29 protein-coding genes are annotated in these 26,987 nt (G+C 63.1%); 6 read left to right on the top strand and 23 right to left on the bottom strand.

Going from position 1 to position 26,987, the window contains the following annotated elements:
- Positions 1 to 2 precede the first annotated feature (2 nt).
- The 3 genes from GL4_RS06385 (at position 3) to GL4_RS06380 (ending at position 1,593) form a co-directional block, all read left to right on the top strand.
- A complete protein-coding gene (locus tag GL4_RS06385; protein ID WP_045365765.1) occupies positions 3 to 587 on the top strand; it encodes a hypothetical protein in 585 nt (194 codons plus the stop codon).
- Between the two features lie 102 nt (positions 588 to 689).
- On the top strand, positions 690 to 800 hold the full coding sequence (locus tag GL4_RS17970) for a sensitive to high expression protein 9 homolog (protein WP_244462694.1): 111 nt from the start codon (positions 690 to 692) through the stop codon (positions 798 to 800).
- Positions 801 to 888: 88 nt separating this feature from the next.
- On the top strand, positions 889 to 1,593 hold the full coding sequence (locus GL4_RS06380) for a zinc metallopeptidase (protein WP_045365762.1): 705 nt from the start codon (positions 889 to 891) through the stop codon (positions 1,591 to 1,593).
- Positions 1,594 to 1,629: 36 nt separating this feature from the next.
- Here the strand turns inward: GL4_RS06380 and GL4_RS06375 are convergent, their stop codons facing one another.
- Positions 1,630 to 2,283: a 3-oxoacid CoA-transferase subunit B gene (locus tag GL4_RS06375; RefSeq protein WP_045365759.1), complete on the bottom strand. Its 654-nt coding sequence runs from the start codon at positions 2,281 to 2,283 to the stop codon at positions 1,630 to 1,632.
- Positions 2,280 to 2,936 (bottom strand): 3-oxoacid CoA-transferase subunit A, encoded by a 657-nt coding sequence (locus tag GL4_RS06370; RefSeq protein WP_045365756.1) that lies wholly within the window; start codon positions 2,934 to 2,936, stop codon positions 2,280 to 2,282. The genes GL4_RS06375 and GL4_RS06370 overlap by 4 nt, the downstream gene beginning before the upstream one ends.
- A gap of 552 nt (positions 2,937 to 3,488) precedes the next feature.
- Here GL4_RS06370 and GL4_RS06365 point away from each other — a divergent pair.
- Complete coding sequence (locus GL4_RS06365) at positions 3,489 to 5,843, top strand: efflux RND transporter permease subunit (RefSeq protein ID WP_045365753.1); 2,355 nt, start codon at positions 3,489 to 3,491, stop codon at positions 5,841 to 5,843.
- Between the two features lie 2 nt (positions 5,844 to 5,845).
- Here GL4_RS06365 and GL4_RS06360 read toward each other — a convergent pair whose 3' ends face one another.
- Positions 5,846 to 6,799 carry an SDR family oxidoreductase gene (locus GL4_RS06360; protein ID WP_244462693.1) on the bottom strand — a complete coding sequence of 318 codons (954 nt, stop codon included), beginning with the start codon at positions 6,797 to 6,799 and terminating at the stop codon, positions 5,846 to 5,848.
- An 84-nt stretch (positions 6,800 to 6,883) separates the two neighbouring features.
- Between GL4_RS06360 and GL4_RS06355 the strand changes: the two genes are divergently transcribed.
- The gene (locus GL4_RS06355; protein WP_156137413.1) at positions 6,884 to 8,038 is read left to right on the top strand and encodes an alkane 1-monooxygenase; all 1,155 of its coding nucleotides are present in this window, start codon (positions 6,884 to 6,886) and stop codon (positions 8,036 to 8,038) included.
- Positions 8,039 to 8,081: 43 nt separating this feature from the next.
- Here the strand turns inward: GL4_RS06355 and ccoS are convergent, their stop codons facing one another.
- The 15 genes from ccoS to GL4_RS06285 form a co-directional block, all read right to left on the bottom strand.
- Positions 8,082 to 8,249 (bottom strand): cbb3-type cytochrome oxidase assembly protein CcoS, encoded by a 168-nt coding sequence (gene ccoS / locus GL4_RS06350; protein WP_045365751.1) that lies wholly within the window; start codon positions 8,247 to 8,249, stop codon positions 8,082 to 8,084.
- Positions 8,246 to 10,441 carry a heavy metal translocating P-type ATPase gene (locus GL4_RS06345; RefSeq protein WP_082025526.1) on the bottom strand — a complete coding sequence of 732 codons (2,196 nt, stop codon included), beginning with the start codon at positions 10,439 to 10,441 and terminating at the stop codon, positions 8,246 to 8,248. Before GL4_RS06345 ends, ccoS begins: the two co-directional genes overlap by 4 nt.
- The gene (locus tag GL4_RS06340) at positions 10,438 to 10,941 is read right to left on the bottom strand and encodes a FixH family protein (protein WP_082025525.1); all 504 of its coding nucleotides are present in this window, start codon (positions 10,939 to 10,941) and stop codon (positions 10,438 to 10,440) included. The genes GL4_RS06345 and GL4_RS06340 overlap by 4 nt, the downstream gene beginning before the upstream one ends.
- Entirely contained in the window at positions 10,938 to 12,404 is a 1,467-nt protein-coding gene (gene ccoG, locus GL4_RS06335) for a cytochrome c oxidase accessory protein CcoG (RefSeq protein ID WP_045369629.1), read from the bottom strand. Before ccoG ends, GL4_RS06340 begins: the two co-directional genes overlap by 4 nt.
- A 25-nt stretch (positions 12,405 to 12,429) precedes the next feature.
- Positions 12,430 to 13,296: a cytochrome-c oxidase, cbb3-type subunit III gene (gene ccoP / locus GL4_RS06330; protein ID WP_045365749.1), complete on the bottom strand. Its 867-nt coding sequence runs from the start codon at positions 13,294 to 13,296 to the stop codon at positions 12,430 to 12,432.
- Positions 13,297 to 13,299: 3 nt separating this feature from the next.
- Complete coding sequence (locus GL4_RS17155; RefSeq protein ID WP_082025524.1) at positions 13,300 to 13,476, bottom strand: cbb3-type cytochrome oxidase subunit 3; 177 nt, start codon at positions 13,474 to 13,476, stop codon at positions 13,300 to 13,302.
- Positions 13,477 to 13,486: 10 nt separating this feature from the next.
- Positions 13,487 to 14,221, bottom strand: a complete 735-nt coding sequence (ccoO, locus tag GL4_RS06325; RefSeq protein WP_045365747.1) for a cytochrome-c oxidase, cbb3-type subunit II — start codon at positions 14,219 to 14,221, stop codon at positions 13,487 to 13,489.
- Positions 14,222 to 14,231: 10 nt separating this feature from the next.
- Positions 14,232 to 15,905 carry a cytochrome-c oxidase, cbb3-type subunit I gene (gene ccoN / locus GL4_RS06320; RefSeq protein ID WP_052464186.1) on the bottom strand — a complete coding sequence of 558 codons (1,674 nt, stop codon included), beginning with the start codon at positions 15,903 to 15,905 and terminating at the stop codon, positions 14,232 to 14,234.
- Between the two features lie 191 nt (positions 15,906 to 16,096).
- Entirely contained in the window at positions 16,097 to 16,456 is a 360-nt protein-coding gene (locus GL4_RS06315; RefSeq protein ID WP_052464185.1) for a c-type cytochrome, read from the bottom strand.
- Positions 16,453 to 17,133, bottom strand: coding sequence for a helix-turn-helix domain-containing protein (locus GL4_RS06310; protein ID WP_052464184.1), 681 nt, complete (start codon positions 17,131 to 17,133; stop codon positions 16,453 to 16,455). Before GL4_RS06310 ends, GL4_RS06315 begins: the two co-directional genes overlap by 4 nt.
- Before the next feature lie 106 nt (positions 17,134 to 17,239).
- Entirely contained in the window at positions 17,240 to 17,641 is a 402-nt protein-coding gene (locus GL4_RS06305; protein ID WP_156137412.1) for a DNA-binding transcriptional response regulator, read from the bottom strand.
- A gap of 136 nt (positions 17,642 to 17,777) precedes the next feature.
- Positions 17,778 to 18,401: a response regulator FixJ gene (fixJ, locus tag GL4_RS06300; RefSeq protein WP_045365743.1), complete on the bottom strand. Its 624-nt coding sequence runs from the start codon at positions 18,399 to 18,401 to the stop codon at positions 17,778 to 17,780.
- Positions 18,401 to 19,894, bottom strand: a complete 1,494-nt coding sequence (locus GL4_RS06295; RefSeq protein WP_045369622.1) for a PAS domain-containing sensor histidine kinase — start codon at positions 19,892 to 19,894, stop codon at positions 18,401 to 18,403. The genes fixJ and GL4_RS06295 overlap by 1 nt, the downstream gene beginning before the upstream one ends.
- Positions 19,895 to 20,003: 109 nt before the next feature.
- Positions 20,004 to 20,357, bottom strand: a complete 354-nt coding sequence (locus GL4_RS06290; RefSeq protein ID WP_045365740.1) for a hypothetical protein — start codon at positions 20,355 to 20,357, stop codon at positions 20,004 to 20,006.
- Between the two features lie 47 nt (positions 20,358 to 20,404).
- Positions 20,405 to 20,674: a hypothetical protein gene (locus GL4_RS06285; RefSeq protein ID WP_045365737.1), complete on the bottom strand. Its 270-nt coding sequence runs from the start codon at positions 20,672 to 20,674 to the stop codon at positions 20,405 to 20,407.
- Positions 20,675 to 20,915: 241 nt separating this feature from the next.
- On the opposite strand from GL4_RS06285, the gene GL4_RS06280 reads away from it, so the two are divergent.
- Positions 20,916 to 22,475: an MFS transporter gene (locus GL4_RS06280; protein ID WP_045365734.1), complete on the top strand. Its 1,560-nt coding sequence runs from the start codon at positions 20,916 to 20,918 to the stop codon at positions 22,473 to 22,475.
- Between the two features lie 28 nt (positions 22,476 to 22,503).
- Here GL4_RS06280 and modC read toward each other — a convergent pair whose 3' ends face one another.
- The 5 genes from modC to GL4_RS06255 form a co-directional block, all read right to left on the bottom strand.
- Positions 22,504 to 23,592, bottom strand: coding sequence for a molybdenum ABC transporter ATP-binding protein (gene modC / locus GL4_RS06275; RefSeq protein WP_045365731.1), 1,089 nt, complete (start codon positions 23,590 to 23,592; stop codon positions 22,504 to 22,506).
- Positions 23,589 to 24,257, bottom strand: coding sequence for a molybdate ABC transporter permease subunit (gene modB, locus GL4_RS06270; RefSeq protein WP_045365728.1), 669 nt, complete (start codon positions 24,255 to 24,257; stop codon positions 23,589 to 23,591). The genes modC and modB overlap by 4 nt, the downstream gene beginning before the upstream one ends.
- A 15-nt stretch (positions 24,258 to 24,272) precedes the next feature.
- Complete coding sequence (gene modA / locus GL4_RS06265; RefSeq protein WP_045365725.1) at positions 24,273 to 25,043, bottom strand: molybdate ABC transporter substrate-binding protein; 771 nt, start codon at positions 25,041 to 25,043, stop codon at positions 24,273 to 24,275.
- 135 nt (positions 25,044 to 25,178) lie between these two features.
- Positions 25,179 to 25,523 carry a hypothetical protein gene (locus GL4_RS06260; RefSeq protein ID WP_045365722.1) on the bottom strand — a complete coding sequence of 115 codons (345 nt, stop codon included), beginning with the start codon at positions 25,521 to 25,523 and terminating at the stop codon, positions 25,179 to 25,181.
- A gap of 112 nt (positions 25,524 to 25,635) precedes the next feature.
- On the bottom strand, positions 25,636 to 26,889 hold the full coding sequence (locus GL4_RS06255; protein ID WP_045369620.1) for an MFS transporter: 1,254 nt from the start codon (positions 26,887 to 26,889) through the stop codon (positions 25,636 to 25,638).
- Positions 26,890 to 26,987: the final 98 nt, after the last annotated feature.

The raw sequence follows: 26,987 nt of genomic DNA, 5'->3' as shown, positions 1-26,987 counted from the left end.
CCATGACAAGGTTTGTACTCTTTATCGCTCTGCTCGTCGGCATCGCTTATGTGCTGACCGAACCCCCTGAGTCCAAGATGGCACTCAGTGCGAACGAGATTCCCATCCACAATGACAAGCCGCTTCTGACGTCTTGGGGTCCGACTCTCGGGTCGCTCCGGGATGGCATTCGCGTACGCCCGCGGGCCCCCGCGTCCAACATGCTGGCCGCGAACGACACCTCCGAGCCGTACGGCAGCGACAGCTCGAGTTCTACGGGCACGGTCCAGACGGCAGCCGTTGCAGCCAAGACGCTGGCGGAGGATCACCCCGACGTCCAGCGGCACAAGCCAACAACAGTCGCGAGCGTCCAGGAGCCCACAACTCATAAGCCGCCGGTGGCCGAACCCGCTGTCGACCGCATCGCCGCGGCGCTTCCGCCTCAGCGGCGGGGCCTCTTCAGCCGGGCCTTAGCCCCCCAAGCTGCCCAGGATCCGCGCGAAACACGCGAAGTCCGAGCGGCACCGCGCAATCGCGGTCTGTTCAAGCGTCTCCTGGGGCGGGGCAAGCAGCCGACACGCGCCTGGGCCCTGGGACCGGCGCGCTAAATCCTGACAACCAAGACTCTAGGCGGTACGCGAAAATAGCGTAGACTCCGTGCGTCGCGCGCACGAGCGCGTACGGCGTGTTGTCTTGGGAGGATCCGCACCATGCAGGGCGAAACCGTCACGATTTGGGGCGTGCTAGCTGCCGTGGGGATTGGCGTCATCCTCGCCATTCTGATTGCATTCGCCGTCAACGCCTGGAAGAGGCGCGGGTAGACGAAAAGGAGCGTCCCGGCGGCAGAGATCTTCGAGGCTCTCCAGCCAGTTGCCCGGGTAGTCCGCTCCAAAGCCTTCCGCGAGAGCCATGTTCGAGGACCCGCTATTTTGGATCTTGGTCGCGCCCGGTCTCTTGCTGGGCTTTTACGCGCAGGCACGGATCAAGAAAAACGTCACGGAATACTCCCAGGTTCGGACCACCAGCGGGATCACCGGCGCGCAGGTGGCGCGCCGCCTGCTTGACGCCAAAGGGCTGCACGACGTTGCCATCGAATCCACGCCGGGCGTCCTTAGCGATCACTACGATCCAGCTGCAAAGGTGCTGCGGTTGAGCCAGGACGTATATTTCACGCCGAGCGTCGCAGCCGCAGGGATCGCCGCGCACGAAACGGGGCATGCGATCCAGGACGCCGAGGATTACGGGCCCATGGAATTCCGCACCCATGTGGTGCCGTTCGTGCAATTCGCGGGGCAGATCGCGCCATGGCTGTTCGTGGCCGGTCTGGTCCTTCAGACCAACGCCCTGACCTGGAGCGGGGTCATTCTCTTCGGCGCGTCCTTCGTCTTCGCGCTACTCACGCTGCCGGTCGAGTTCGACGCCAGCCGCCGCGCGAAGAACCTGCTCGTGACCCACGGCATTATCGAGGGGGACACGCAGATCGACGGCGTCGATCACGTTCTCGATGCGGCGGCCTGGACCTACGTGGCCGCAGCCGTGTCGGCCATCGGCGTCTGGCTGTTCTATGTCTTCGTGCTGCTGTTCCGGGGACGAGGGACCGCGGCGCCCCGGTAGTCAGGTCGCCGGCACGCCGCGCCTAGCCTTTCGGGCCTAGGCGAGCTTCATTTCCGACGGCGGTTCGTCGACGATCAGCTTCGCCGAGGTGGCGGCGATGACGTCGTCCACGCTGGAATCGGAGGCCACCTCACGCAGGACGAGCCCCTCCTCCGTCGGTTCGATCACGGCCATCTCCGTCACGATCAAACTGACACGGCGTTCGGCCGTGAGCGGCAACGCGCACTCCGGCACGATCTTGGGCGTGCCCTTTGCGGTATGGACCATGGCGACGATGACGCGCTTTGCGCCCGCGACCAGATCCATGGCGCCGCCCATACCCGGCACCATTTTTCCCGGCACCATCCAGTTCGCGAGATAGCCGCGCTCGTCGACCTGCAGTCCGCCGAGCACCGTCATGTCGAGATGCCCGCCGCGAATGATCCCGAACGACATGGCCGAGTCGATAGAGGCCGCGCCGGGGACGGCGGTGACGAAACCGCCGCCCGCATCCGTCAGGTTCGGATCCTCCATGCCTTCGGGGGGACGGGCCCCAAGGCCGATCACCCCATTCTCCGCTTGAAAGAAGACGTCCACGTGCTCGGGCAGGTAATTCGCGACCATGCTCGGCAAGCCGATGCCGAGATTGACGAGCGAGCCCGGCTGGACCTCGAGCGCGACGCGGCGCGCGATGCGTTCCTTCGGATTCATACCGGTGCCCTCTCAATCAGGTGGTCGATCAGAATGCCGGGCGTCTTCACCGCATCGGGCGGGATGACGCCGACGGGGACGATACTCGTCGGCTCGGCGATGACGGTCTCGGCTGCGAGGGCCATGACAGGATTGAAGTTATGAGCCGTCAGGGAGAATTCCAGATTACCGACATAGTCGGCCCGGCTTGCCGCCAGGAGAGCGAAGTCGCTTTTGATGGGCATCTCGAGAAGGTACGGCTTGCCGTTCACCTCGACCTTCTCTTTGCCCTCTTCGACCGGCGTCCCGATGCCGGTGGCAGTCAGTACACCGCCGAGCCCAACGCCGCCTGCGCGAATGCGCTCGACCAGCGTGCCTTGCGGCACGAGTTCGACTTCCATCTCACCCGAGATCATCTTGGCTTGGGTTTCGGGGTTGAGCCCGATATGGCTCACGATTGCCTTTGTGACGGCGCCGGCCGTCACCAGCTTGCCGATTGCCCGCCCCGGCATTGCCGTATCGTTCGCGATGACGGTGAGATCTTTGCGTCCCGCCTCAACAAGAGCATCGATAAGCCGGAGAGGCGAGCCGACGCCCATGAAGCCGCCGATCAGAACGGTTGCGCCGTCCCGGATCAGCTCCGCAGCGGCGGCGGCCGAAATTGCTTCCCTCATGCCAGTTCCCCCAGTTGCGCAGCCGAAGATCTGCGCTGCCCGCGTCACCCCGTGACATGCACGCCAGTCCTCGCAAGTACCGAGTGTACCGACGTGACAGGCCTCCCAACTGCGCCGTGTCGCCGCAGTCGGACCCGCCGGACGCCGACGGTGCCCTCCCCTGCCCTCTCTGGATTGCCACACAGACCACGGTATAAATGGTGCCAAGCTCAGTTGGGCGCGCGGGGCGTCCAGTCGAGGTCGTTTCAGGGGACGACCAGGGCCGCTCCATGGCTTGCGGCGCCTTTGAGATGCCTTAGAGATTCCGTCAGTAGTGTCTCGTAAGCAGTTCACCCCCGGCTGCCACCGAATGACCGGCAACGAGACGCCCGCGAGGGGGGGGCAGCGCGGGCAGAAAAGCCAGGGTTTTCGGGACGGGGTGTCCTATAAGGCACCTATTCCAAGGCACCTGTTCAAGTCCGCCAATTAAGGCTACAGGTCGGGGCCAATGGTTTGCGCCGGTGGGCAGAAGTAGAATCGATTCGGGGCGCGCGACTAAGAGGAAGATTTTCGATGACGGCTGGTTTCGGAATAGAGAAACTCGGGCTCGTTTCTCTGCGATATCCTTGGATATGCCTCCTAATCATCGCGGTGATTACGCCGTTCGCAATTTTCGGCGCCACCCATAACCGCTTTTCAAGCGACGTTCGCGAGATCTTTCGCTCGGACGATCCGGCCTTCGTTCAGCTCGACCTCCTCAACGAGCGTTTCCCCGCCAGCCAGCCCGACCTTCAGATCGTCACCGAGTCCGAGACGCCATTCAACACGAAGGATCTCGAGGCTCTCCGCACTCTTCGCGAAAAACTGCTGAAGATCGACGGCGTCACCGGCGTGCTGTCCATGTTCACCGCGGTCACGGCGCCCGAGGATGAAGACGCCGAGCCGCTGCCGGTCTTTCCGGAAGACCTCTCGAAACTCCAAGACAACGACGCCGCGCGAAAAGAGATAACCAGTCATCCGCTGGTCAAGGGCAAGCTCTTGAACGACGACTGGACCATCGCCGTCTTCGCGCTGACGCTGGAGCAATTAGCGCAGGACAATGAGGGACAGGCAGCGGAGCGCGCGCTCGTCGCCGAGATCGGAAAGACCACTCAGGAGACCTTGGCCGGAACGAACGTGACGGCGCGTCTGACGGGGCTTGCGGTGATCCGCGACGAGATTCTGTCGGGGCTCTCTAGCGACCAACAGATGTTCGGTCTTGTCGCGGTCGGACTTGGGATCATCGTCTGCTGGATCTTCTTGCGCAGCGTTCCGCTCATTATTATCGCCGTCGTGCCCGCGATCCTTGCCGTGGCCTGGCTGCGGGGCGGCATGTGGCTGTTCGGCCAAGACATCAACCTACTCACAGGCATCGCGCCGACGATCATCCTCGTGATCGTGTTGTCCAACTGCCTGCACTTGCTGTTTTCGATACGCCGAGGCCTCGAGCGCGGCGACTCCCTGGAGGAGGCAATCGAGCGGGCTGTGAAGCGCGTCGGACCGGCCTGCGTGCTGACTTCCTTGACAACGGCTCTGGCGATGTCATCGCTGATCTGGATGCCGCATTCGTTCATCGCACATTTCGGCATCACCACGGCGTCCGGAACGGCCATGTCGCTGATCCTCACGCTGCTGATGGTCCCGGCTTTGTCCGTGCTCCTCCTTCGCGGCTTCGCCAAGAAGGTCCACGGCAAGACGCAGAAGAGCGACATGTTCCGCCAAGGCATCGACGGTCTTTGCGCCAAGGCCGCGGACGCCGTCACGTCGTTCCCGAGGGGCATTGCTCTGATCGGACTAGCGCTGACCGTAGGCGGCCTTTGGCTTCATTTCCTGAACGAGCCGCAATACAGCTATGCCAACAACATGCCACCGGAAAGTACGGCCCTGAAGGCAATCCAGGCCTACGACAGCAAGCTTGCGGGCGCGAGTACGCTCGAGGTGCTGTTGTACTTCCCCAAGGATCACGCTCTGAAGTCGTACAAGACAATTGAGATCATTCGGGAGGTCCATAAGGTCCTCGACGACGAGCCTGCATTCGGTGCTGTTACCTCTCTCCACACGGTCGAGGAGTGGCTCGGTGGCGGCGAGGTCGGCGAGGACCGGCTGATCGGTTTTCTGGAGGCGACGAACACGCGGGACTTCGCCGCGAGTTTCGTGGCTCTAGACGAGAACGCGATCCGCATCTCGGCGCAGTTCCACGCCATGACGTCCGACCAGATGACACCGATCCTCGACGACGTCGAACGAAAGATGGGGAAGATAGAGGCCAAGAACCCGGGACTCGAAATCGCCGTCACTGGCATCGTGCCGGTGTCGTCGGCGGCTAGCCATGAAATGATCAAGCAGCTCAACATCAGCCTGATCACGGCAATCGGGCTCATTCTCGTGCTGATCGGCGTCGGCATGCGGTCTCTGCGGGCCGGGCTTGCCAGCGTCCTGCCCAATCTGTTCCCGATTGCCATGGGCGGAGCCTATCTCCACCTCGTGGAGGGCGGCCTCGAGTTCACCAGCCTCGTTGCCTTCGCGGTCGGGTTCGGCATCGCCGTGGACGCGACGATCCACTACCTCACCCGCTACCGCCTGGAGCGCGCGAGCCTGGACTCCGTGGCTGCCGCCCTCAGGAAGACCACCATGGATGTGGGGCCCGTCGTCATAATGGCCACGGTGCTCATCGCCGGCGGCATCGGTACGACGATGTTGAGCAAGCTGCCGACAGTTGCCCTGTACGGAACTATCGTCGTCATTGTGCTGACGTCGGCGGTGGTCGGAGCGCTCCTGTTCCTTCCTGCCGTGATGTCGACAATGGAGCGCTACTGGCCCTCGCGCGAGGAACGCGAAGCCGGAGCGGACCCCAAAGACACCGAAGAGGCCGAGGCGAAGTCCGCGTAGGCTCAGCGCGTACGCGGAATGCCGAGATAGCGTGTGGTGCCGCGCCGAATGAAACGGCTCGGCACCTTCCCCCGCAGGAAGAAGTCCAGCTTGGCGAAAAAGCCGACCGGATACCGAAACTTCGGATTCGGCGTCTCCAGGGCCGTGGCTACGACTTGCGCCACTTCCTCCGGATCGCGCGCATGCTTCTCCGCATGGGCGTCGGCACCGCGCATCACCAAACGCACCCAATTGGTATAGGGACCGCCAGGCGGCGTGACCCGCTCGGTCGCTTCCCAGATCTCGGTCTTGTAGGGGCCAGGCTCGACAAGGACGACGTCGATGCCGAACGGGTCCAGCTCATAGGCAATGGACTCAGCCCAGCCTTCCAGGGCCCATTTGGAGGCGCAATAGATCGAGTTGGTGGGCTGGCCTGCAAAGGCCGACTGGCTGGAGATACAGACGATCCGGCCGTGCCTTTGCTCCCGGAATGTGGGCAAGAGCGCTCGGGTCAGGCCGAGCACGCCGAAAAAGTTCGTTTCCATGACACGCCGTATTTCGGCGTCGGGGAGGTCTTCATGGGCCCCGGCGATCGCGACCCCGGCATTGTGCACGACCGCGTCGAGCGTGCCGCCGGTCTGGGACAATATGTCCGCTACGGCAGCCTCGATCGAGGCAGGGTCGGTCACGTCGAGCGCCACGAACGTCAGGCGTCCGGGGCCCTCGGCCTCCTCGACCGATTTCTCCAGCGGTCCCTTCTTCTCAAGATTCCGCATGGTGGCAAACACGTGCCAGCCCTTTGACACCAAGACCTTGGCCGTGATCTGACCAATCCCTGAGGATGTCCCTGTGATCAGTACCGTTCGCATGTGACTCCGTGCCCGCCGCGCCGTGGTCATGCCGGCCTGTCGTCCGAACAGCGCGATACCGGTCCGCATGGTTGTTCCGAAAGCCGGCACCGTGCTGTCAGACGTCAAACTATGGCTTTTCCCCGGCTTCCAGATATGTAGCATAGGGACCGCACGCACAAGCAACCGTCAGAGCGCACAAAGAGAAGGGCCGTGGTTTCGTCCACCAACGAGGTGAAGAGGCGCCGGACGTGGGGGTCCGGTATTCTCGCCGCCGGGCAATATGCGTCCGCAAACATTCTACTGCTGCTGGGTGCCGTCTCGCTGCTGGTCGGCGGCTGGATGCCGTTCGTGGTCATCCTTTTGATCATGGTGTTCGGCTCCTTCGCCGATGAGTTGAGCGGCGAAGACTTGGACCGGTTGGGAGACGGGGCGCGCACCTTCTACAACGCCAATCTCTATCTGGCGCTGCCGCTCATGTGCCTCCTGGCCGTGCTGCTCGCGGTCTACGCACGAAATACCGCCGTCGCGGACCACACTCTGCAGACGGTCGGGGCCGTCTGGGTTGTCGGTTATCTCTTTGCCTTGGTAGGCGCCACGGTGGGCCACGAACTTACGCACCGGCAAGGCTGGATTCCCCAAGCAGCCGCCCATGTCTTGCTCGGCTTTACCTTCAATACTTCCTTCGTCATCTACCATGTTCATGTGCACCACCGCCGGGTGGGCAGCTACGACGAGGCCTCGACGGCCCGCCGTGGCGAGCGGCTGTTCCCGTTCCTGGTGCGTGCCGTCTACGGACAGTACGCGCAAGCAGCAAGCGTCGAGGCGGAGCGGCTTCGCCGCAAGGGCCTGCCTGTCTGGTCGCGCCATAACAAATTCATCCAGGCCCTGGCGGCGCCGCTTGCCATCGTCGCGGTGGTGACGCTTATCGGAGGCGCTTACGCGCTCCTACTATTCGTTCTGGCCGCGCTGCTGGGGCGGTTCTTCCACGAGTTGATCAATTACGTGCAGCATTACGGCATCGTCCGCGCCGAGAATGCTCCGATACGGCCGCGCCACAGCTGGGACTGCTACCACCGGCTCTCGAACGTGCTGCATTACAATCTGCCGCGGCACTCCGATCACCACATGTTCGCGACAAAGCCCTTTTGGCGATTGGACACGTCGGAGAACGTACCGATGCTGCCCTACGGCTATCAGACGATGGCCACGTTCGCGCTCGTATTTCCGCTCTGGCGGTACATCATGCGTCCGCTGCTGGCGGACTGGGACAGGCGCTTTGCCAGCGACGCCGAGCTCGAGATTATGCGTTCGCGCGGCTGGGAGGTCGCCGAACGGCCAGCCGGCGATAGGCCGATCACGGGGTGATGCGCGCGGGGGAAGCCTCCGCGCCTGCACATCATTCGAAGGACTAGTTGGGCTGCTCGTCCTCGTCGTCCGGGGGCAGATCCTCAAGCGCGCGATAGGCTGCGCCGTCCAGATCCTCGAACTGTCCGGAGCGCAAGGCCCACAAGAACGCGCCGAGGCCCAAGGCCCCGAGGAAGAGCGCGGCGGGAACAAGCCAGGCAAGTGCGGTCATGATCTCGGTCCTCCGGCTAGCCGGGTCGCATTGAGCGTTACGAGAATGGACGAACTCGACATTACGATGGCCGCGATCAAGGGGGTCACGAACCCCGCCATCGCAAGGGGCACGCAGATCGCATTATAGACCAGCGCTACACCGAAATTCTGGAAGGCCATGGTGCGGGCGCGGCAGCCTGTCTTTACAGCCTCGAGAACCGGCGACAGCGCCCGCCCCTGGAAGATGAAATCCGCCGCCCGTTGGCTGATGTCCGCTGCCGTTGCCGGCGACATGGAGGCGTGCGCGGCAGCAAGCGCGGGCGCGTCGTTCAGTCCGTCCCCCACCATCAGGACCTTGCGGCCCTCGTTGGCGCGCTCTTCCAACCACAAAATCTTGCCGGCCGGCTTGAGTTCGCCGACAAAGTCGTCGATCCCGGCCTCTTGGGCCGTGCGGGCGACGACCCCCTCCCGGTCGCCGGACAGGAGCGCGACGCCAAGTCCTCGCGCCTTGAGTGCCGCGACGGTTTCGCCCGCGTCGGCGCGTAGTCGGTCGGCAAACCGGAAGCAGACGGGTTCTTCGGCCCCGCGGCGATACCAAACCTCCGCGGTATGTCCGCCTGCTCCTTGGACCCCACACCAGGCCGCAGAGCCGAGGCGCTCTTCGCCATGGGCCGTCTCGACCGACAGGCCTTCGCCGGGCGTCTCCTCAACGCTCCTCGCGGCCTCGACCGATCCGAGCCGCTCTTGCGCCGCGGCGACGAGAGCGCGCGAAAACGGATGGCGGCTCCCACTCGCGAGCGCCCCAGCAGCAGCGAGCATCTCCGCCGGAATGGTCTCGGCATCGAGCAGTTGCGGCTCGCCAAGCGTCAGCGTGCCCGTCTTGTCGAAGACGACGGTGTCGATCTCAGCGATACGCTCGAGCCCGTCCGGCACCTTCACCATCACGCCGCGTTTGAACAGCCGCGAGGCCGCCGCAATCTGAACTACCGGCACGGCAAGCGCGAGCGCACAAGGACAGGTGATGATCAACACCGCGATGGCGTAGGTGAGCGCCGTCTGCCAGGACGCGCCGAAGACCAGCCAGCCGACAAATGTCGCGAGCCCCAGCCCATGCACGGCCGGCGCGTAAATCTGTGCCGCCCGATCCGCCAGGACTCGATAGCGGGCCTTGCCCTGCTCGGCGGCCATCATCAGACGGCTAATCTCGGCGAGAAGCGTGGCGTCGTCCGCCGCGGTCACCTCGACTTCGAGACTGCGCGTCAGGTTCAGCGTGCCTGCATAGACTTCGGCTCCGTCCGCAACAGTCACGGGAAACGTCTCGCCGGTGATCAAGCTTTGATCCACCTCCCCGGTCCCGTGCGCGACAACGCCATCCGCGCCGACGCGCTCGCCCACGGCAACGAGAATCCGGTCGCCCGGACGAAGCGTGCTGGCTGCGACCTTTGCCTGCTTCCCGTCGTCAGCTACGAGGGTGACGATGCCGTTTTGCAGGCTCAGGAGATTCTGCGCCTCGCCGCGCGCGCGGACCCGCAAGGCTTCGTCGAGATAACGGCCGACGAGAAGGAAGAACAGTAGTGTGACGGCGGCATCGAAATAGACCTGCTCGCTCGCCTCCGTCGTCTGGTAGATGCTCATGCCCGTCGCTAGGATGATTGCGAGCGAGATGGGCACATCCATGTTGAGCCGGCGCCCCTTGAGCGCCGCGTAGGCCGATACGAAGAAGGGCTCGCCGGCATAGATGACGGTCGGTAAGGCAATCAGCGCCGACAGCCAACGGAACATCTGCGCCAGCGCCGGATCCATGTCGCCCCCTTCGCCGGACCACACGGCGATAGAGATGAGCATGATGTTCATGGCGGCGAAGCCCGCGACCGCGACGCGCCGGAGCAGGTATTTCTGGCGCTGGTCTCCGCGATCCTCTTTGGATTCCTCCAGCAGCGCCGCTTCAAACCCGACGCGGTCCAGCGCCGCGATGACATCGGCTTCGCACGTCGTGGCAGGGTCGTAGGTCGCCGTCAGCCGCTTGGCGGCGAGCGAGGCCCGCGCTGTGGCAACGCCGGGGACACGCAAGGCGGCGCGTTCTACGGATCGGAGACAGCCGCCGCAGTGCATGTCCTCGACGGCCAGCGTCATGGTGGAGGGTTCAGCGTGCTGGAGTGGCTGCGCGCGCGACGCCGAGTCCTTGAGACGTGCGCCATGAGCCTCGGTCATGGCCCGTCGGCAACGATCAATCGCTTCTTCAGGCGATAGACCGGTAAACCGCCTTCCTGCTTCGACGACTCCACGCTGAGAACCCAATTGCCGGGATCGAGGGTCACATCGGACACGTAAACCCCTTCACGCCATTCCCGGAACGTCACGGCGCGGTCGTCCGTATCGGCGGCCGGCCGGACGAGCGTGCCGGACAGCGCCAGCCCCGTGACGGGCGCCGAGGCGGCATCGGTGAACTGCAAGGTGATCCGGGAGGCGCTTTCGTCATAGTCCGCCTTCGCGGACCAGCCCAACGCCGCCTGCTGCTCCGCCTCGGCGATGGTCTCGTTGTAGTTGAGGCCGCTGCGATACGGGTTCGGGCGATCGCCGCCGCTGAAGGTAGAAACTGCGTAGTAGACGAGCAGTCCGTTGGCCACGAACATAACGCCGAAGAAGATGACGAGGCCGATCAGCACATGACGGCCCGTCACGCTCCGTGGGAAGGGCGCGGCCGCCATCATCGTCTTGCCTCTTGCTTGGGCGGCCCCTGGAAGGTCGCGTCATGCTCGGTGCTCGCTCCTGTCGCGATGTCGGTCACGACGAGCTGGAACGGCGTCGCCTGTTCGGGCAACGCGCGAACGCCTGCTTTATCCAGGGTGATGTAGAGCTTGACGGCCTGCAATTGGTCCGGCGGAACCGGCACGACACCGCCTTCGTGACCGACCATCTGTACACTGGCGCCCGTCAGACCGGAGACACCGATCTTGAAAGCCCGCGGGACGTACTGCTTGTTCAGAAGCTTGACCTCGTACCCGTTGCGCACGCCGCCGTCGGACAGCTTCACGAACAGAGGATTGCGGTCGTGCAGCACGTTGACCTCGAGCACCGGGCGTAGCACGAGTGCAACGATCATGATGATGCTCACCAGGGCGATAGCGCCGGCATAGAGCAGCACTCGCGGCCGCAGCAGCCGCAGCGGTTCGGCATCCTCCGCACCGGCATCGAGATTACGGATCGTGTCATAGGCGATCAGACCGCGGGGTCTGCCGACCTTGTCCATGATTTCGTCGCAGGCATCGATACAGAGCGCGCACTGAATGCATTCGAGCTGCGCGCCGTCGCGAATATCAATGCCGGCCGGGCAGACCGCGACGCATTGACGGCAATCGACGCAATCGCCGCGCCCCTCCCAAGACTGTCCGGCCTTATGGGGACCGTGCGGCTCGCCGCGCCAGGCGCGATACGAAATCAACAGGGAGTCGCGATCGAACATGGCGCCCTGAATGCGCGGCCAAGGACACATGTAGACGCACACCTGCTCGCGCGCGATACCGCCCAGGACGTAGGTCGACACCGTGAACAGGCCGATGAAGAAGTAGGCGGCAGTCGGCGCACTGAATGTCACCAGCTGATTTGCCAGCGTCGGCGCGTCGGCGAAGTAAAAGACCCAAGCGCCCCCGGTCGCCACCGCGATCGCAAGCCAGGTCAGATGCGTGGCGCCCTTCCGCCAGATCGTTTCGAAGGACCAAGGGTGCTTGTCGAGCCGCAGGCGCGCGTTGCGGTCTCCTTGCCAGAACCGCTCTACAGCGATCATCAAGTCGGTCCAAACCGTCTGCGGGCAGGTGTAACCGCACCACACGCGGCCCGCTACCGACGTAATGAGAAACAGCGCCAATGCGGCCAGCACCAGCAAGCCGGTGATGTAATAGAATTCTTGGGGCCAGATCTCGAGAAAGAAGAAATAGAAGCGGCGCGCCGGCAGATCGATCAGGACAGCCTGGTCGGGCAGATAGGGCCCGCGGTCCCAACGTATCCAGGGCAGCAGGTAATAGATACCCAGCGTGACGGCCATGACGATCCATTTGGTCGTCCTGAACCGGCCGTGGGCCTCTTTCGGATAGATCTTGGTGCGCCCGGCATAGAGCTGCGGTCCCTCATTGAAGGGGGACGCGCCGCCGCCGCCGCCCAGCTCGACATTCGCCATCTTCATTCCAAAGTACGCCCGGACGCTACTGACCGCCACCCAGGGAGTGCACGTAGATCGCAAGCTCCTTGATCGTCGCCGGGTCGAGCCGCCCCGACCAGGCCGGCATCATGCCCGCTCGGGAGTAGTTGATCGTTTCGACGATCGTGTCTTTGTCTCCGCCGTACAACCACAACTCGTCCGTAAGATTGGGCGCGCCCAGCGCTTGGTTTCCTCGGCCGTCGGGACCGTGGCAAGCGGCACAATTCGTCGCGAAAATCTCCTTGCCGCGCGCCGCCGCCTCGGCGTCGTCCTCGTTGCCGGACAACGACATCACATATTCGGCGGTGTCGGAGACCTGCTCGCGGTTCAGCATGCCGAGCTTGCCGAAAGCCGGCATCATGCTCATGCGCGTAGCCGAATCCTCGGCGCGAATGCCGTGCTGGATGGTCTGATGGATTGCCTCAAGCGAGCCGCCCCACAGCCAGGCGTCGTCACGCAGGTTCGGATATCCGAAAGCCCCTTGCGCACCACGGCCGTGGCACGGCGCGCAGTTATCGCCGAAAGCCGCCTGACCACCGGCCAGCGCGAAGTTGAACAACTCCGGATCGGCCTTGATCGCCTCGAGATCGCTTGCAGCGATCTTGTCACGGTAAACCGCCTTCTCGGCTTGAGAGGCGGCCACGTCCTTCGTCACCTGGCCGCGCTGGCTGTAGCCGAAGAATCCCTTCGTATAGGACGAGGCCGTGGGCCAGGCCGGATAGACAATCCAATAGCCGATCGCCCATACGATCGTCGCATAGAAGACGTACAGCCACCACTTGGGCAGCGGATTGTTCCATTCCTCAATGCCGTCCCACTCGTGACCGGTGGTTCCGACGTCCTCCGAGGTGTTGGTGTCCTTCTTGGCCATGGCTCAGCTGTCTTTCCCGTTGTCGGACTCTGGGTCGTCTTCCAAAGGCAGTTTCGCCGCCTCATCGAAGCGCTTCTTGTTGCCGGGCCAAAAGGCGTACAGAACGACACCGGCGAAAAGCACGATGAAGAAGATGAGCGCGGCTACCTGGCTGATCGAAGCAACTTGTTCGTAATCCATCGTCCCGTCCTCACCTCAGATTGGGGCCGGCTTCGTCAAAGCTGGCGAAGTCGACGAGCGTTCCGAGCATTTGCAAGTACGCGACTAGGGCATCCAACTCGGTGATTTCGTCGGGATTGCCGTCGAACGGCCCGGTCTGCGCCTTCGGGTAGCGAGCGAGCAGCGCCTCCACGTCACCTGTGTCCTTGCCAGCCTGCGCCTCGAGATCGGCCTTCGCGGACTCGATCATCTCCTCCGTATAAGGAACTCCGACGGCCACGTTGGTCTTCAATTGATCCTGGATGTCGTCGTAGTCGAGCGCATTTTCCGCGAGGAACGGATAGCCGGGCATCACGGATTCCGGCACGACCGCGCGCGGGTCGATCATGTGCTCGCGGTGCCACTCATTGGAATATTTGCCGCCGACCCGCGCCAAGTCGGGGCCCGTACGCTTGGATCCCCATTGGAACGGATGGTCATACATGCTCTCGGCGCCCAGGCTGTAATGACCGTAGCGTTCGACCTCGTCGCGCAGCGAACGGATCATCTGGCTGTGGCATAGATAGCAGCCCTCGCGCACATAGATGTTGCGCCCTGCCAGCTCCAGCGGCGAGTACGGCCGCATGCCTTGCACCTTCTCAACTGTGGAACTCAGCCAGAACAGCGGCGCGATCTCGATCAGACCGCCAATGCTCACCACGATGAGGATGCCGATCAGCATCAGCATCGGGCTTTTTTCCAGGACCTCGTGTTTTCCCCAGCTCATTGGTCTCTCCCTACTCCGCCGGCGCCGTGTATTCGCCAGGGCGGAACTCGGGAGCCGCGGCGACGGGCGGTTGATCGGTCGCATCGACAGGCTCATCGCCGCGGACCGTGCGCCACAAATTGTACGCCATCAACAGCGCGCCAATGACGAAGAGCAGTCCGCCGATGGCCCGGATGATGTAGAACGGGTGCATGGCCTCAACCGTCTCCACGAAGGAGTATTCGAGGAAGCCGAGCGAGTTGTAGGCCCGCCACATCAACCCTTGCAGGATCCCCGAGACCCACATGGATGTGATGTAGAGCACGATGCCGAGCGTCGAGATCCAGAAGTGCCACTCGACCAAACGCTGCGAGTAGAGCGCCTTGCGGTGCCAAAGCCAGGGCACGAGGCAGTAGATCGCGCCGAAGCTGATAAAGGCCACCCAACCGAGCGCACCGGAATGCACGTGACCGATGGTCCAGTCCGTGTAGTGAGACAGCGAGTTCACAGACTTGATGCTCATCAGCGGGCCTTCGAAGGTCGACATGCCGTAGAAGGCGACGGCCACGATCAGCATGCGAATGACCGGATCGGTGCGCAGCTTGTCCCAGGCACCAGACAGCGTCATGAGGCCGTTGATCATGCCGCCCCAAGACGGCATCCATAAAATGATCGAAAAGGTCATGCCGAGCGTCTGCGCCCAGTCCGGCAAAGCCGTGTAATGCAGGTGGTGCGGGCCGGCCCAGATGTAGATGAAGATCAGCGACCAGAAATGGACCACCGACAGGCGGTACGAATAGATGGGCCGCTCGGCGCGTTTCGGCACGAAGTAGTACATCATGCCGAGGAAGCCGGCCGTCAGGAAGAAACCCACCGCGTTATGGCCGTACCACCACTGGGTCATGGCGTCTTGGACGCCTGAATACAGGATGTAGCTCTTCGTCCCGAGCAGCGACACCGGCACCGCCAGATTGTTGACGATGTGCAGCATGGCGACGGTGACGATGAACGCCAGGTAGAACCAGTTGGCGACGTAGACGTGCGGCTCCTTGCGCTTGGCGATGGTGCCGATGAAGACGAGGAAATAGACCACCCAAACGAGGGTCAGCCACAGATCCACATACCATTCAGGCTCTGCGTATTCCTTGCTCTGCGTGACGCCGAGCAGATAACCGGTGGCCGCCAGAACGATGAACAGCTGATAGCCCCAGAACACGAACCACGGGGACCATTTGCCCGCCAACCGCGCGCGGCAGGTGCGCTGCACGACGTAGAACGAGGTCGCGATCAGGGCGTTGCCGCCGAAGGCAAAGATCACGGCAGATGTGTGGAGCGGCCGCAGACGCCCGAAGCTTGTCCACGGCAGATCGAAGTTCAGCGCGGGAAACGCCAGTTGCCAGGCAATAAGATCGCCCACGACAAACCCGGCTATGCCCCAGAATACCGTCGCGATGACGCCGGCCCGGACGACGCCATCCGCGTATCCGGTCGTGTCCGCCGGCTCACGCGCCTCGACGAACTGAGTCAGCATATAAAGAAGTGCAAGGCCCGATGCGCCAAGCAGGACGCAGCCATGAAACTTCATGGCCAAGCCGTCTCCTGCTATCGCAAGGACGAGACCGATAATAACGAGAAACGCCGCGGCCCCAATCGCGAGAATATCCGATAGCGCTTTCCACTCATCGCGCTGAGTCGATGCGGCCATGTTCCCAACCCCTTAATCTCAAGCCTTGCCCAGACCCCCACCGGCGGCGCCGAGCCCCGGAAGCGTCATCAGAGCCGCGTCAGCCGTCGCGGTTCCGTACACATTCGTTACACGCCGACCGCTGCCGGCCTACCTTGATCCAGCGCAAGCTTCGGCGATCCCATACGATAGTAGGATCGTTCGCTTGCTGCTTATTCGGTTCGCAAGCTCATGATGTAGGCTGCGACGTCCTCGAGCTCGTTTTTGGTGATCGGAATGACGGGCATCGGATGCTTGGGGATGGCGATCCGTGCCATGATCGCGCCCTCGGTCTGACCGGGCTGATCTGCAATTTCTTGGAAACTCGGCACGTCAGCGACGGCTTTCGTCTGGTCGCCGGAGACTAGGTGGCAATTCGAGCAGACGCTGTCGGCGAGCGCCCGGCCTTGTTCGAGACGCTGCTTGTTCGCGACCGGCTCTTCCGCTTGCGCCGCCGAAGCAAAACCAACCAGCAGTCCGACTGCCAGGAGCGCGCTAACGCCAAGCGATTGCCGAGATCCGCGAAAAATCATGTAGCCATTGCCTCCAGCTTCTGCATGTCGAGCACCGACACCTGCCGGGCCGATTCGAGCTTGATGATACCGGCGTCTTTCAGTTCGGCAAACATCCTGGACACCGTCTCAAGGGTCAGCCCGAGATAGTCCGCGATATCGTGTCGTGGCATGGCCAGCTGCAGCGAGCGATCCGAACCCGTGCGGCGCACCATCTCGATGAGAAACGCTGCCAGCCGCTCCAGCGCGTTCTTCCGGCCGAGCAGCAGCAGATGATCCTGTGTCTGCCGGAGGCCGATCATGGTGCGGTTGAGTAGTTCGTGGACGAAGCCACTCGACGACGTGTTGCTGAGCAGGCTCTGCCATTTGTAGGCGAGGACCTTTACGGGCCCGATCGCCTCGGCCGAGACGTGGTGCACGTCGTCCACCTCGAAGCCGAACATATCGCCCGGAAGGTGGAAGGCGCTGATCTGCCGGCGTCCGTCCGGCAGAAGCTTCGATACGCGAACGACGCCCGAGACGATCTTGTAGACGTAGCCAGCGCTTTCGCCCTCGGCAAAAATCTCACTGTTGCGGGCGAAATTGAGCGGGACGCTCGATGTGTGGAAGTCACCTTCGTCGCGCGGCTGCGGAAACACCGGCGGCGCGGGCGGCATCTGAGTCTGAGAAAGTTCGACGGCGGGATTTGGCGTCAGCATGATAACCCCCGGAAGGCTTATTTGACTGACGTCAGAGATAGAGATGTTTGCGCTCGATCAAAATTCGGTCCGGCTCCCTAAGGGAAACTACGTAGCCCAGCCTAAATCAGGACGGCAGCACGGGCTGGCCAGAACTGCCTTTGGATTCAATTGCTTGCCGGATGGTCTCTAACAGGACCCCGCCGAGGATCGGCTTTTCGAGGACCGTGGTGACCCCGCCGGTCCTGGCTTTGGCCATGAGCCGCTCGGTTTTCTGGGAGACCATGAGGATGACCGGGACACAGGGATCGCAGGGAAGCTGTGAGTCGCCAGCTTCTGCGACCCGCGAAAAGACGTCTTGGTCCAGCACCACGCAGGCACTGCGGATACAGGGCGCCCGCAGGAGGGGCGATAGCGCGTGCTCATCGCAGAAACGTGTCTCATATCCTTCTAACTCCAACGAAAACCGCATGCTGTCGGCAAGAGTCCCGTCACCAACGGCGATCAGCACCGTACCACCCTGGCTCATATGCCTCATTCCCCAACGTCCGCCCTCGTCCCGCAGGTCACCCCGTACCGACACCCGCAGTCTAGGCAGCGACGCGCCTGCGGCATTGAGCCACGTCAAATGGAAATCGACATTGAAAACAGCTGGCTATCCATTGCTAGCCTGTGTCGGAGGCTGGCCCGACATGGGCACGTACCGCCATTCGCACGAGTTCAGACAGACTCTTCGCCTGCATCTTGGTCATGACATTCGCACGATAGACTTCAACTGTTCGCGGACTGATGCCGTAAGCAGCGGCGATGACCTTGTTCGCCTGGCCCGCCACCAAGCCTTCAAGAACCTGGCGCTCACGCTCCGATAGGGTTGAAAGCCGACTCATGACCTCCTGCATTTGGGTGTCACCATCCCCACCGGCGGTTTTGAGCGCCGATTCCACCGCCCTGAGCAGCACCGCGTCCTCGAAGGGCTTCTCTATGAAGTCCACCGCGCCGGCCTTCATGGCTTCGACGGCAAGCGGAACGTCGCCGTGTCCCGTAATGACGATCGCCGGCAGGCAATGCGCTTTGCTTTTCACCCGGCCGAGCAGCTCGATCCCCGTCATATCCGGCATGCGGACATCCGTGACGAGACATCCGCACACCATCGGATCGAGGGCATCCAGAAATGCGCCGGCCGAATCGTAGAGCCGAACGGGAAGGCCCGCCGAACCGAGCATGAACGCCAAGGACTGGCGAACCGCCTCGTCGTCATCGACGATATGCACGATAGGATTGGCAGGCATCACGCCGCGTCCTCGCCTTCGGCCGGCTCCAGCGTAAACCGGAACACCGTGCCGCCACCGGGATTCTTCTCGACCCACATGCGCCCTCCGTGCGCCTCGACCAGGCGCTTGGATATCGACAGGCCCACACCCATGCCATTGGCCTTGGTCGTGACGAAGGGCTGAAAGAGCTGATCGGCGATCTCCTCTGAGAGACCGCTCCCGGTATCGGCGACCATGACCTGCACCATAGGCTCCCCCGTCTCGTACGTATCCGTGGGGGAGCGGGACGTCGAAACCAATAGGACTTTCGGGTCACACCCTTCCATCGCCTCGATGGCGTTGCGCATCAGGTTCAGCAGAACCTGCTGGATCTGGACCTTGACGACCATCACGTTCGAGACAGACCGATCGAACTGAAAGCTCGGCTTCACGCCCTCGTCCTTGGCGTCGATCAGGGCCAAGGCGCTGGTCTCCTCGACAAGATCGTTGATGTCCTCAGGATGGCGGATCGTTTCGTGGTGCGTCACGAAATCGCGGAGTTGCCGGATAATATCGGCGGCGCGCAGGGTCTGCTTCGTCGTGGCCGCCAACGCCTCGCGCACCATGGCGACTTTCTGGTCCTCGATGGATTCCAGCAGCCGGTTGCAGCCTTGTAGGTAGTTGGAGATGGCCGTCAGCGGCTGATTGACTTCATGCGCCAGGGTCGAGGCCATCTCGCCCATGGCAGTCAGGCGGGATAGCCGCGCCAGCTCGGTCTGCAGATCCTGAAGCTGCTTCTCCGTTCTCTGACGTTCGGTCAGGTCGCGTATGAAGCCGGTGAAGAACCGCTGCTCGCCCGATCGCATTTCCGCGACCTCGAGCTTCATCGGGAATGTGGATCCGTCCTTGCGTTCCCCGGTCACCACCCGGTCGAAGCCGATGATGCGCTTCTGCCCCGTTTCGAGGTAACGCGAGATATAAGAATCATGCTCGTCGCGGAACGGCGAAGGCATCAGCATAGCCACGTTCTTGCCGGCAACCTCTATTTCCTTATGTCCAAAGAGGCGCTCGGCCGCGGCGCTGAAGGAGCGGATCATGCCGGTCTCGTCAATGACCACGGTCGCATCGGGAACGGTGTCCAGGATTGAGCGCAGATGAGCCTCGCGCGCGCGGACTTCCTTGGCACTGCGGCGGCTGCGCAGGCGCGTGCGGCGCAGCAGCTCGCCCAGCCAGGCAATCCCGATCCCCACACCGGTGAAAATGCCGAGCTCGGCCAGATCCGGAATGGCCGCCGTGCTGTGCGGAATCAGTGCATAGCCGATTGCCGCCGACAGAAATGTTGCGAGAAAGCCCGGACCGATACCGCCGAAACCGGCCGCAATGGCCAGACCAGGGATGAAAATGAGGAAGGACGCGCGCCCTTCAAGCCACGGATACAGCCCCCAGGCAAGGCAGGCCATGCCCACCACGGCCGCGACGGCCACGCCATAATGTACGGCGCCCGTCTCGGGGCTGAGTATCGCACGCCGCAACCGCTCTACTGAGCCGAGGGGACGCTTGTTCGGCACAGGTCCATGCATCACCCGGAGATTAGCACTTTCGCGCGCCGCGCGAAGGCCGAGCGTCGGTTCCTAAGGTGCCCTAATCGACCCGCTTGACGGGGGTTGCCTTCGCCCCTTCGTCCGTGACCTGCGCCCCGGGCCGATAGGCAGTTTTGGTGTAGCCGTCCCCGTCCTGGGTGAGTTTCGTCGTCCAGCCGGTGGTCCATTTGATGACGGCGCTTGCGCCGTCCACCGACCACTCCCCTTCGAGGACATGGCCCTGCTTCTCGCCATGCGCTTTGGAATCGGCCGCGAGGGTGATCGTGAAGGTGTTGCCCTTCGTATCCTCGGTCACATACTTCCCCGCCCAGTCGCCGGCGACCACGGCGCTGACGCTAAGCAGCGTCAGAAGCAGGGCGGCGGCGATGCCGAGAAGCCGTTCGTGCTTTGTCATGGATGTTTCTCCCTAAAGGCTCATCTGCCCGCTTAGCGATTCTAGCGTCACTTCTTTCTGCGCCGGTCGACTTCCCGCTGACTTACTTCCCCGGACTGGACGAGCGCACGCACGCAGGCGTCCGACAACTTGTCGCCGTGCCGGTCCATACAGTTGCGCAAGGCATTTGTTTCCAGCCCATACTCGCCGCAATAATTCTTGTAGTCCGCCCGGCAATGCTTGCGCACGGCCTCGCTGTAGGCGGAGGCGTTGGCGCTTCCCATGTGGGCCGCGCCTGCCAAGAACGAAACGATCGCGACGATGACGAAATTCTTCATAACGAACTATCCTCCCGGTTGTCTTGGTGCTGCTCCCCCGGGGTGGCGGCGATCACACCTACGCTATTCTCTCGTCATGGCGTTGATGCCCATCAAGATATCGCGCCTCAAGGGCTCCGCTCACGAAGCCTCGTAGGCGATTTGCCACAGGTCACGCGATTCCGGCAAGCGCGCCGCCGCGCGCAATGATCCTCACTTTGTGCTAGACGGGGTCGGGGCGAGCGAGCATCAGGGGGACTTCATGACACCGGCGACCGATACTGCCGGCCGGAAGCACAGTTTCTGGCTGGTTGTCGTAGCGGCTTGCGTGGGCGCATTCGCAGTCGCGTACAACACGACCGCCGTCATGACCGCTCTTCCCGCGATGAAGTCGGAACTCGACCTCGATCTCGACGCGCTGCAATGGGTGATCAATGTCTACATGCTGTTCGGCGCGGCGACGCTGGCGGCCATGGGTCATCTCGGCGACACGTACGGCATGGCCCGAATCTTCCTGTGCGGCATTGTCTTTTTCGCGCTCGGCTCCATCGGAATCGTCATCGCTGACGGGGCGATCCTGCTGCTTGTGGGTCGTGCGCTCCAAGGGCTTGGCATCGCCGCCGTCATGGCCGCTTCGGTCGCTTTGATCAGCCGATCAACTCCCGCCGAGCAGCGCGCCTCCGCCCACGGCGTGTGGGCCGCCGCCGTGGCCTTGGGCTTCGCTCTAGGTCCGCTGATCGGCGGCGCGTTGACCGACGGCATCAGCTGGCGGGCGATCTTCATTCTCGATCTGGTGATCCTCGGAACGGCTGCCCTGCTGTGCCTGTGGGTGATGCGCACCGGATTGACGCCCGCCGTGCTCGAGGGCGGCAAGCGCACGGACTTTGCCGGGATCGCCCTGCTGTTCGTGACGCTCGCGGCGTTCCTCTACGCCCTGACCTGCGGCCCCCTTTACGGCTGGACCTCACTGCCAGCGTTGGGCCTGTTTGCGCTCACATTGCTGGCCGGCGCCGGGTTTGCCGCTAGGGAACTCCATTCGGCGGACCCGCTCGTCCGTTTCGACTTCTTCCGCTACCGGAACTACTCGGCGGCAGCGGCCGGCATGTTCTTGAGCGGGTTCACGCAGATCGGGATTCTCTTTTTCATCAACTATTACATCCAGGCCCCGGAAGGCCTGGGCTTCAGTGCACTCCAAGCGGGACTCGCGCTCCTGCCCTTCACGGCCGTGATGTTCGTGGTCTCCCTGGTGGCGCCACATACCATTTCACCAAGCCGCTACGGCGTGTGGGCGACCGTCAGCATGGCCGCCCTCGCGATCGGGTTCCGGCTGATGCACGGCGTCGATCACCAGACGCCGTTCGAGGACATTTGGTGGAGGCTGACCTTCATCGGCGTCGGCGTGGGACTGACGATGACCCTCCTGCCCCGTATCGGTTTGGACGCCCTGCCCGACACCAATGCGGGGCAAGGTTCCGGTGTCGTCAACACATGCCTTTATTCGGGGCTCGCGGTCGGAACGGCACTCGGCGCCGTCGTCGCGCTGCAGATCAAGCGCCGCATTATCGATCCGTTTGTGGATAGCGCCAGCAGCGTGCTGCCGGACGCGGATGCGCTGAAAGTCACGTTGGTCCACGGCTCCGAGAGCCAAGTTAGCAAGGCTCTGGCCCAACTCCCGGCTGGCGACATGGAGAAGGTCCAGTCAGCACTTTTGAGGGCGTTCGATGCCGGCTTCTCCGGGGTCATGAGCCTGATGACCGGCGCGGCGCTGCTTGGCGTGGTTCTATGCGCTGTTCTTATCCGTGCGCGGAAGACGCCGGGCTAACGACCGCGTTCCGCCACGGCTACGCCCGCTAGGTCCTTGCGAGGGCGACGGCCTTGATCTGCGCAACGACCGTGTCCCCGGGCTTGAACCCGAGCCGGTCCCAGGACAGGCGCGAGACACGGCTGAGAAGCGGCGCCCCGCTCCCGTCCTCTCCGAGCTTGAGCCGGACGGTCATCTGCGTTTCGCCGATCGGCTGAACCGTGTCGATGCGGACCGGCAGCGCGTTCAAGATCGTGATGTCCTTCACCGCATGCCGACTGAGGCTCACATCGCTTGCCTCAATCCGCAGGCGCCGGGTCGATCCGGTCGGCCCTATATCGCCGGCCACGAGAAGCGTACCGCCCGGCACCTCGATGGTCGCGAGGCCGTAACCGGGGTCGTACTCCTTGACGGTTCCATCGAGCACAGACGCCGGTTCCGGCATGCGGACCAGAGGCAAGCTCGGATCGGATAGCAGGTCGGCAATGGGCCCCGCAGCGCGGACCGCACCGTGCCGCATGAGAACCAAAGTGTCCGCCAATCGTTCGATCTCGCGCATGTCGTGGCTCACATAGAGCACCGGGATCGATAAAGTTCTGTGCAGTTGCTCGAGATACGGGAGAATCTCTTCGCGTCCCATACGGTCGAGCGCAGACAGCGGCTCGTCCATCAAGAGCAGACGGGGCTGCGAGAGAAGCGCGCGGCCGATTGCGACGCGCTGACGCTCGCCGCCGGACAGGCGTGATGTGGGCCGATCGAAAAGCGGTGCGATGGCGAGGAGATCGACGACATCATCAAAGCCGATCGTCTGTCTGCTGCCTTTGGCCCGTTTGGCGCGCTTCTGGCCGAACTCGATATTTTCGCGCACCGACAGATGCGGAAATAGGCTAGCCTCCTGGAAAACGTAGCCGATCGCGCGGCGGTGCACCGGCACGAAGCGCCGCCCCTCCTGCCACACCTCGCCGTCGACCACGAGCTTGCCCTGCGCCAAGCGGGTGAGACCGGCCACGCACCGCAACACCGTGGTCTTGCCGCAGCCGGAGGGGCCGAACAAAGCCGTGACCCCTTCACTTGGCGCGGCAAACTCTACATTGAGCTTGAAGCTGCCTTGCTGTCCTGAAAACTGTGCCTCGATCACGGGCGCTCGCTTTTGAAACGCGTTTCGACCATGCGCATCGCGAAGATCACCGCGAAGGACAGCGCCAGCATCGCGCCGGCCAGCACGTGGGCTTTGCCCCACTCCAGCGTTTCCACGAAGTCGAAGATGGCGATGGAAAGGACCTTGGTCTCGCCGGGGATGCTGCCACCGATCATCAGCACGACGCCGAACTCGCCCATCGTATGCGCAAATCCCAGAATAGCGCCGGTCAGAATGCCCGGCAGCGCCAACGGCAAGGCGACGTTGAAGAAAGCGTCCAGAGGCCCTGCGCGTAAGGTTGCGGCCGCTTCCCAATGGCGCTCACCCATCGCCTCGAACGCGGTGCGGATCGGATTCACGACGAAGGGCATAGAATAGAGAACAGAGCCTACGACAAGCCCCTCGAAGGTGAAGGGTAGCGACCGGCCGATCAGAGTCGTGAGCGGACTATTGGGGCCCATGGCGATGAGAAGGTAAAAACCGAGGACAGTCGGCGGCAGCACGATGGGAAGCGCGACCAGGACCGCGACGATCTCCTTGCCGCGCGCCGTGCTGCGCGCGAGCCACCATGCGAGCGGGATGCCGATGATGAGAAGAACGAGGGTGGTGACCACCGCGAGCTGCAACGTGAGTAGGATCGTCTCAATCAGCGCTGCATCGAACATGGCGGCAGTCCCCCTTTAGTCCTCTCCCGGCATCTTGTATCCGAACCCCTCGATGACTTTGAGGGCTTCGGAGCCTTTCAGGTACGCCAGAAAGGTCTTGGCTGCCTCGTTGTTGCGGCCACGCGTCAAGAGAACCGCATCTTGCCGCAAGGGGCGGTACATGTCGTCGGGCACGGTCCAACTTGAACCCGTGTCGTTGTTCTTGACCTGCGAGGCGGCGACAAAGCCCACCGGCGCATTGCCCGTTGCCACGAACTGATAGGTCTGACCGACATTCTTCCCCTCTACGAGCCGCGGTTCAAGCGCCTCGAGGACGCCGAGCGCCTTCATCGTGTCGATCGCGGCCGCGCCATAGGGCGCGGTAGCCGGATTGGCGATGGCGACGTGGCGCAGGTTGGGGTCAGACAATACCGCCGGTGTGCCGTCGATCCGAGCGGGGTCCGCACTCCAAAGAACAAGGACCCCGATCGCGTATGTGAAACGCGTTCCCGCGACGCCTAGCCCCTCTGCTGCGGCCCGCTGCGGACGCGCTTCATCCGCCGCCAAGAAGACATCGAACGGAGCCCCATGCGCAATCTGGGTGAAGAGTTGCCCGGTCGATCCGAAGCTGAACACCACACGATGCCCCGTCGACTTCTCGAAGGCTGCGCCGAGTTGCTTCGCGGCCGACGTGAAATTGGCGGCGACCGCAACCGTTGCCTCTGCAGCGCGGACAGACTTTACCGGAAGGCATGCAAGTGCCCCCGCGACGAGGCCGAGACAGAATCTCACCAGTGTACGTGGCATTGTGCTCCGCCGCGTAAGAAGACCGATGGCGACAGAATTGGCAGGCGCCCGACGGCGTGGCAAGAGGGGGCGGCACTAAAGCAGCGGGCACATGCCTCGTCTTTCGGCTCGTGCCGGCCTGCGATGCCGTCAGGATCAGTCGAGGACGCGGAAGCGGACGCCTTCGGAGCTCACATATTGATTGGGCCCGACGCGGGTGAAGCTCACGCAGCTCGTGCCCTTGGCGGGCCCGCTCGGAAAGGTCGAACAGATTTTGTTCCCTTTGGCACGCCAAGTGCCATCCACCGACCCAATCAAGGCCTTGGCCGAGACGACACCCCCGGGCCGATAGCGCATGGTGACGTTCATCCCGAATTGGCGCGTCACGATTGTCTTGTTGAGCATCTCGTCGAGGACTTCCGCAGCCGTGAGCGACTTTGCGTGGACGGGCATGGGGGCGAGCGCAATGAGCAGGACGATCAGGCAAAAAGCACGCGACATGGTTACCTCTCCAGAGCCGAGGTGGAACACGGGACTTGCAGGGTACGGAACCTGGACGCGTCCGGATCACCGCAGCGGCCGAGATCGGCCGGCGGCGGTCCATCCGTCCCCGCTAGCGCGCGCTCGACGTTTGTCGAGCGAAGCGCCAGCTGGCGATCAGCCCGAACAGCGCAAAGCACGCGACGACCCAGTAGACGTGTTGATGCCCAGCCGCACCCGGCGATTGGTCGAGCAGATAGCCCATGAGCGGGCCCATGAAGACATCCGGCGTATAGCCGATCACGGACACAAGGCCGACAGCGGCGCCCGTGTAAGCGAGCGGCACCTTTCCCTCCCGCATGATCGCGAAATAAAGCGCACGCAAAGCGAAGATGCCCATGCTTGTGCAGACGATCGTGAGCAGGAAGACCCAGACCATCCCGGCCCCGATCAGCCCGCTCGCCAAAATCAGGCTACCCAGCGCGAGCAGCGTGAAGGAACTCACCGTCATGGTAGTAGCGCCGATCCGGTCTGCCAGAAGCCCTGCTCCCACAGCAGCGAACGGGCGTATCCACAGCGACAAGACGCCGGCGCGCGCAGCGTCAACCTCGTCGAGCCCGACGACTTGGTTTGCGTAGAGCGAAAAGTCGTCAATCGCTTTGAAGCCGACATAGGCGCACAGGATGATTGCGGCTTGCAGCCACACCGTCGGCATGGCTGCCACGCGCGCTACGCCCCTCAGAGACAAAGGCTCTCCCGCGGCTGTTTCGGATGGGTCTCTATGGGGAATCGCAAACATGACCAGAACCGCAGCCGCAAAGGTCATGCCCGATAAAACCAGGATAATCCGGCGCAGGGCGTCGGTCTTTTCCGCAAGCGTCGCGGCGTTACTGTCGGCCGGAAGCAGTCCTGCGAACAGCAGCACCATGATCGAGCCCATCGAGGCCGCCAGCAACCCGCGACCGCCGTCGAGAAAGCCGAAGGCGCGGCCCTGCTCGTCTTTGCCGCCCCACTGGCGCGTCGCGCGGATCAACGGCGCCCAAAATAGGGCGATGGTCGTCACGCCCCAATACGCATAGAGCATCACCAGCGTGGTGAACGACGGCACGGTCACCATCACGAGGCCGCCCGCGGCGGTGGATACCAAGGCGACAGCCAACAGGATGCGCGCGGGAAACTTGTCCGCGAGCGGGCCGCCGAAGAAGTAGGCGGCCATGGCCACGACGCCGTACACGGAATAGGCCGTGCCCAGTTCCAAGTTGGTCAGATCGAAAACTTCGAGGAGTGTCGGGCGGAAAACGCGCGCAAGCACAAAGGGAAGGAGAAAGACAGACTCGCCGGCAATGACCAGCGCCGCGATCGACAATACGCGACGCGCCCTGCTCATCTCCACCGCTGACCACCCCGCGTCACGCTTTTTTGCCCCTCAGCCTGGAGAACGTGCTGCCTCCGTCATGACCGCACGCAACCATGAAACTCGCTTGG

The organism is Methyloceanibacter caenitepidi (assembly GCF_000828475.1).
GTDB lineage: Bacteria > Pseudomonadota > Alphaproteobacteria > Rhizobiales > Methyloligellaceae > Methyloceanibacter > Methyloceanibacter caenitepidi.
Note: the sequence above shows the minus strand (reverse complement) of the source record. Positions and strands in the feature narration are given on the sequence as shown.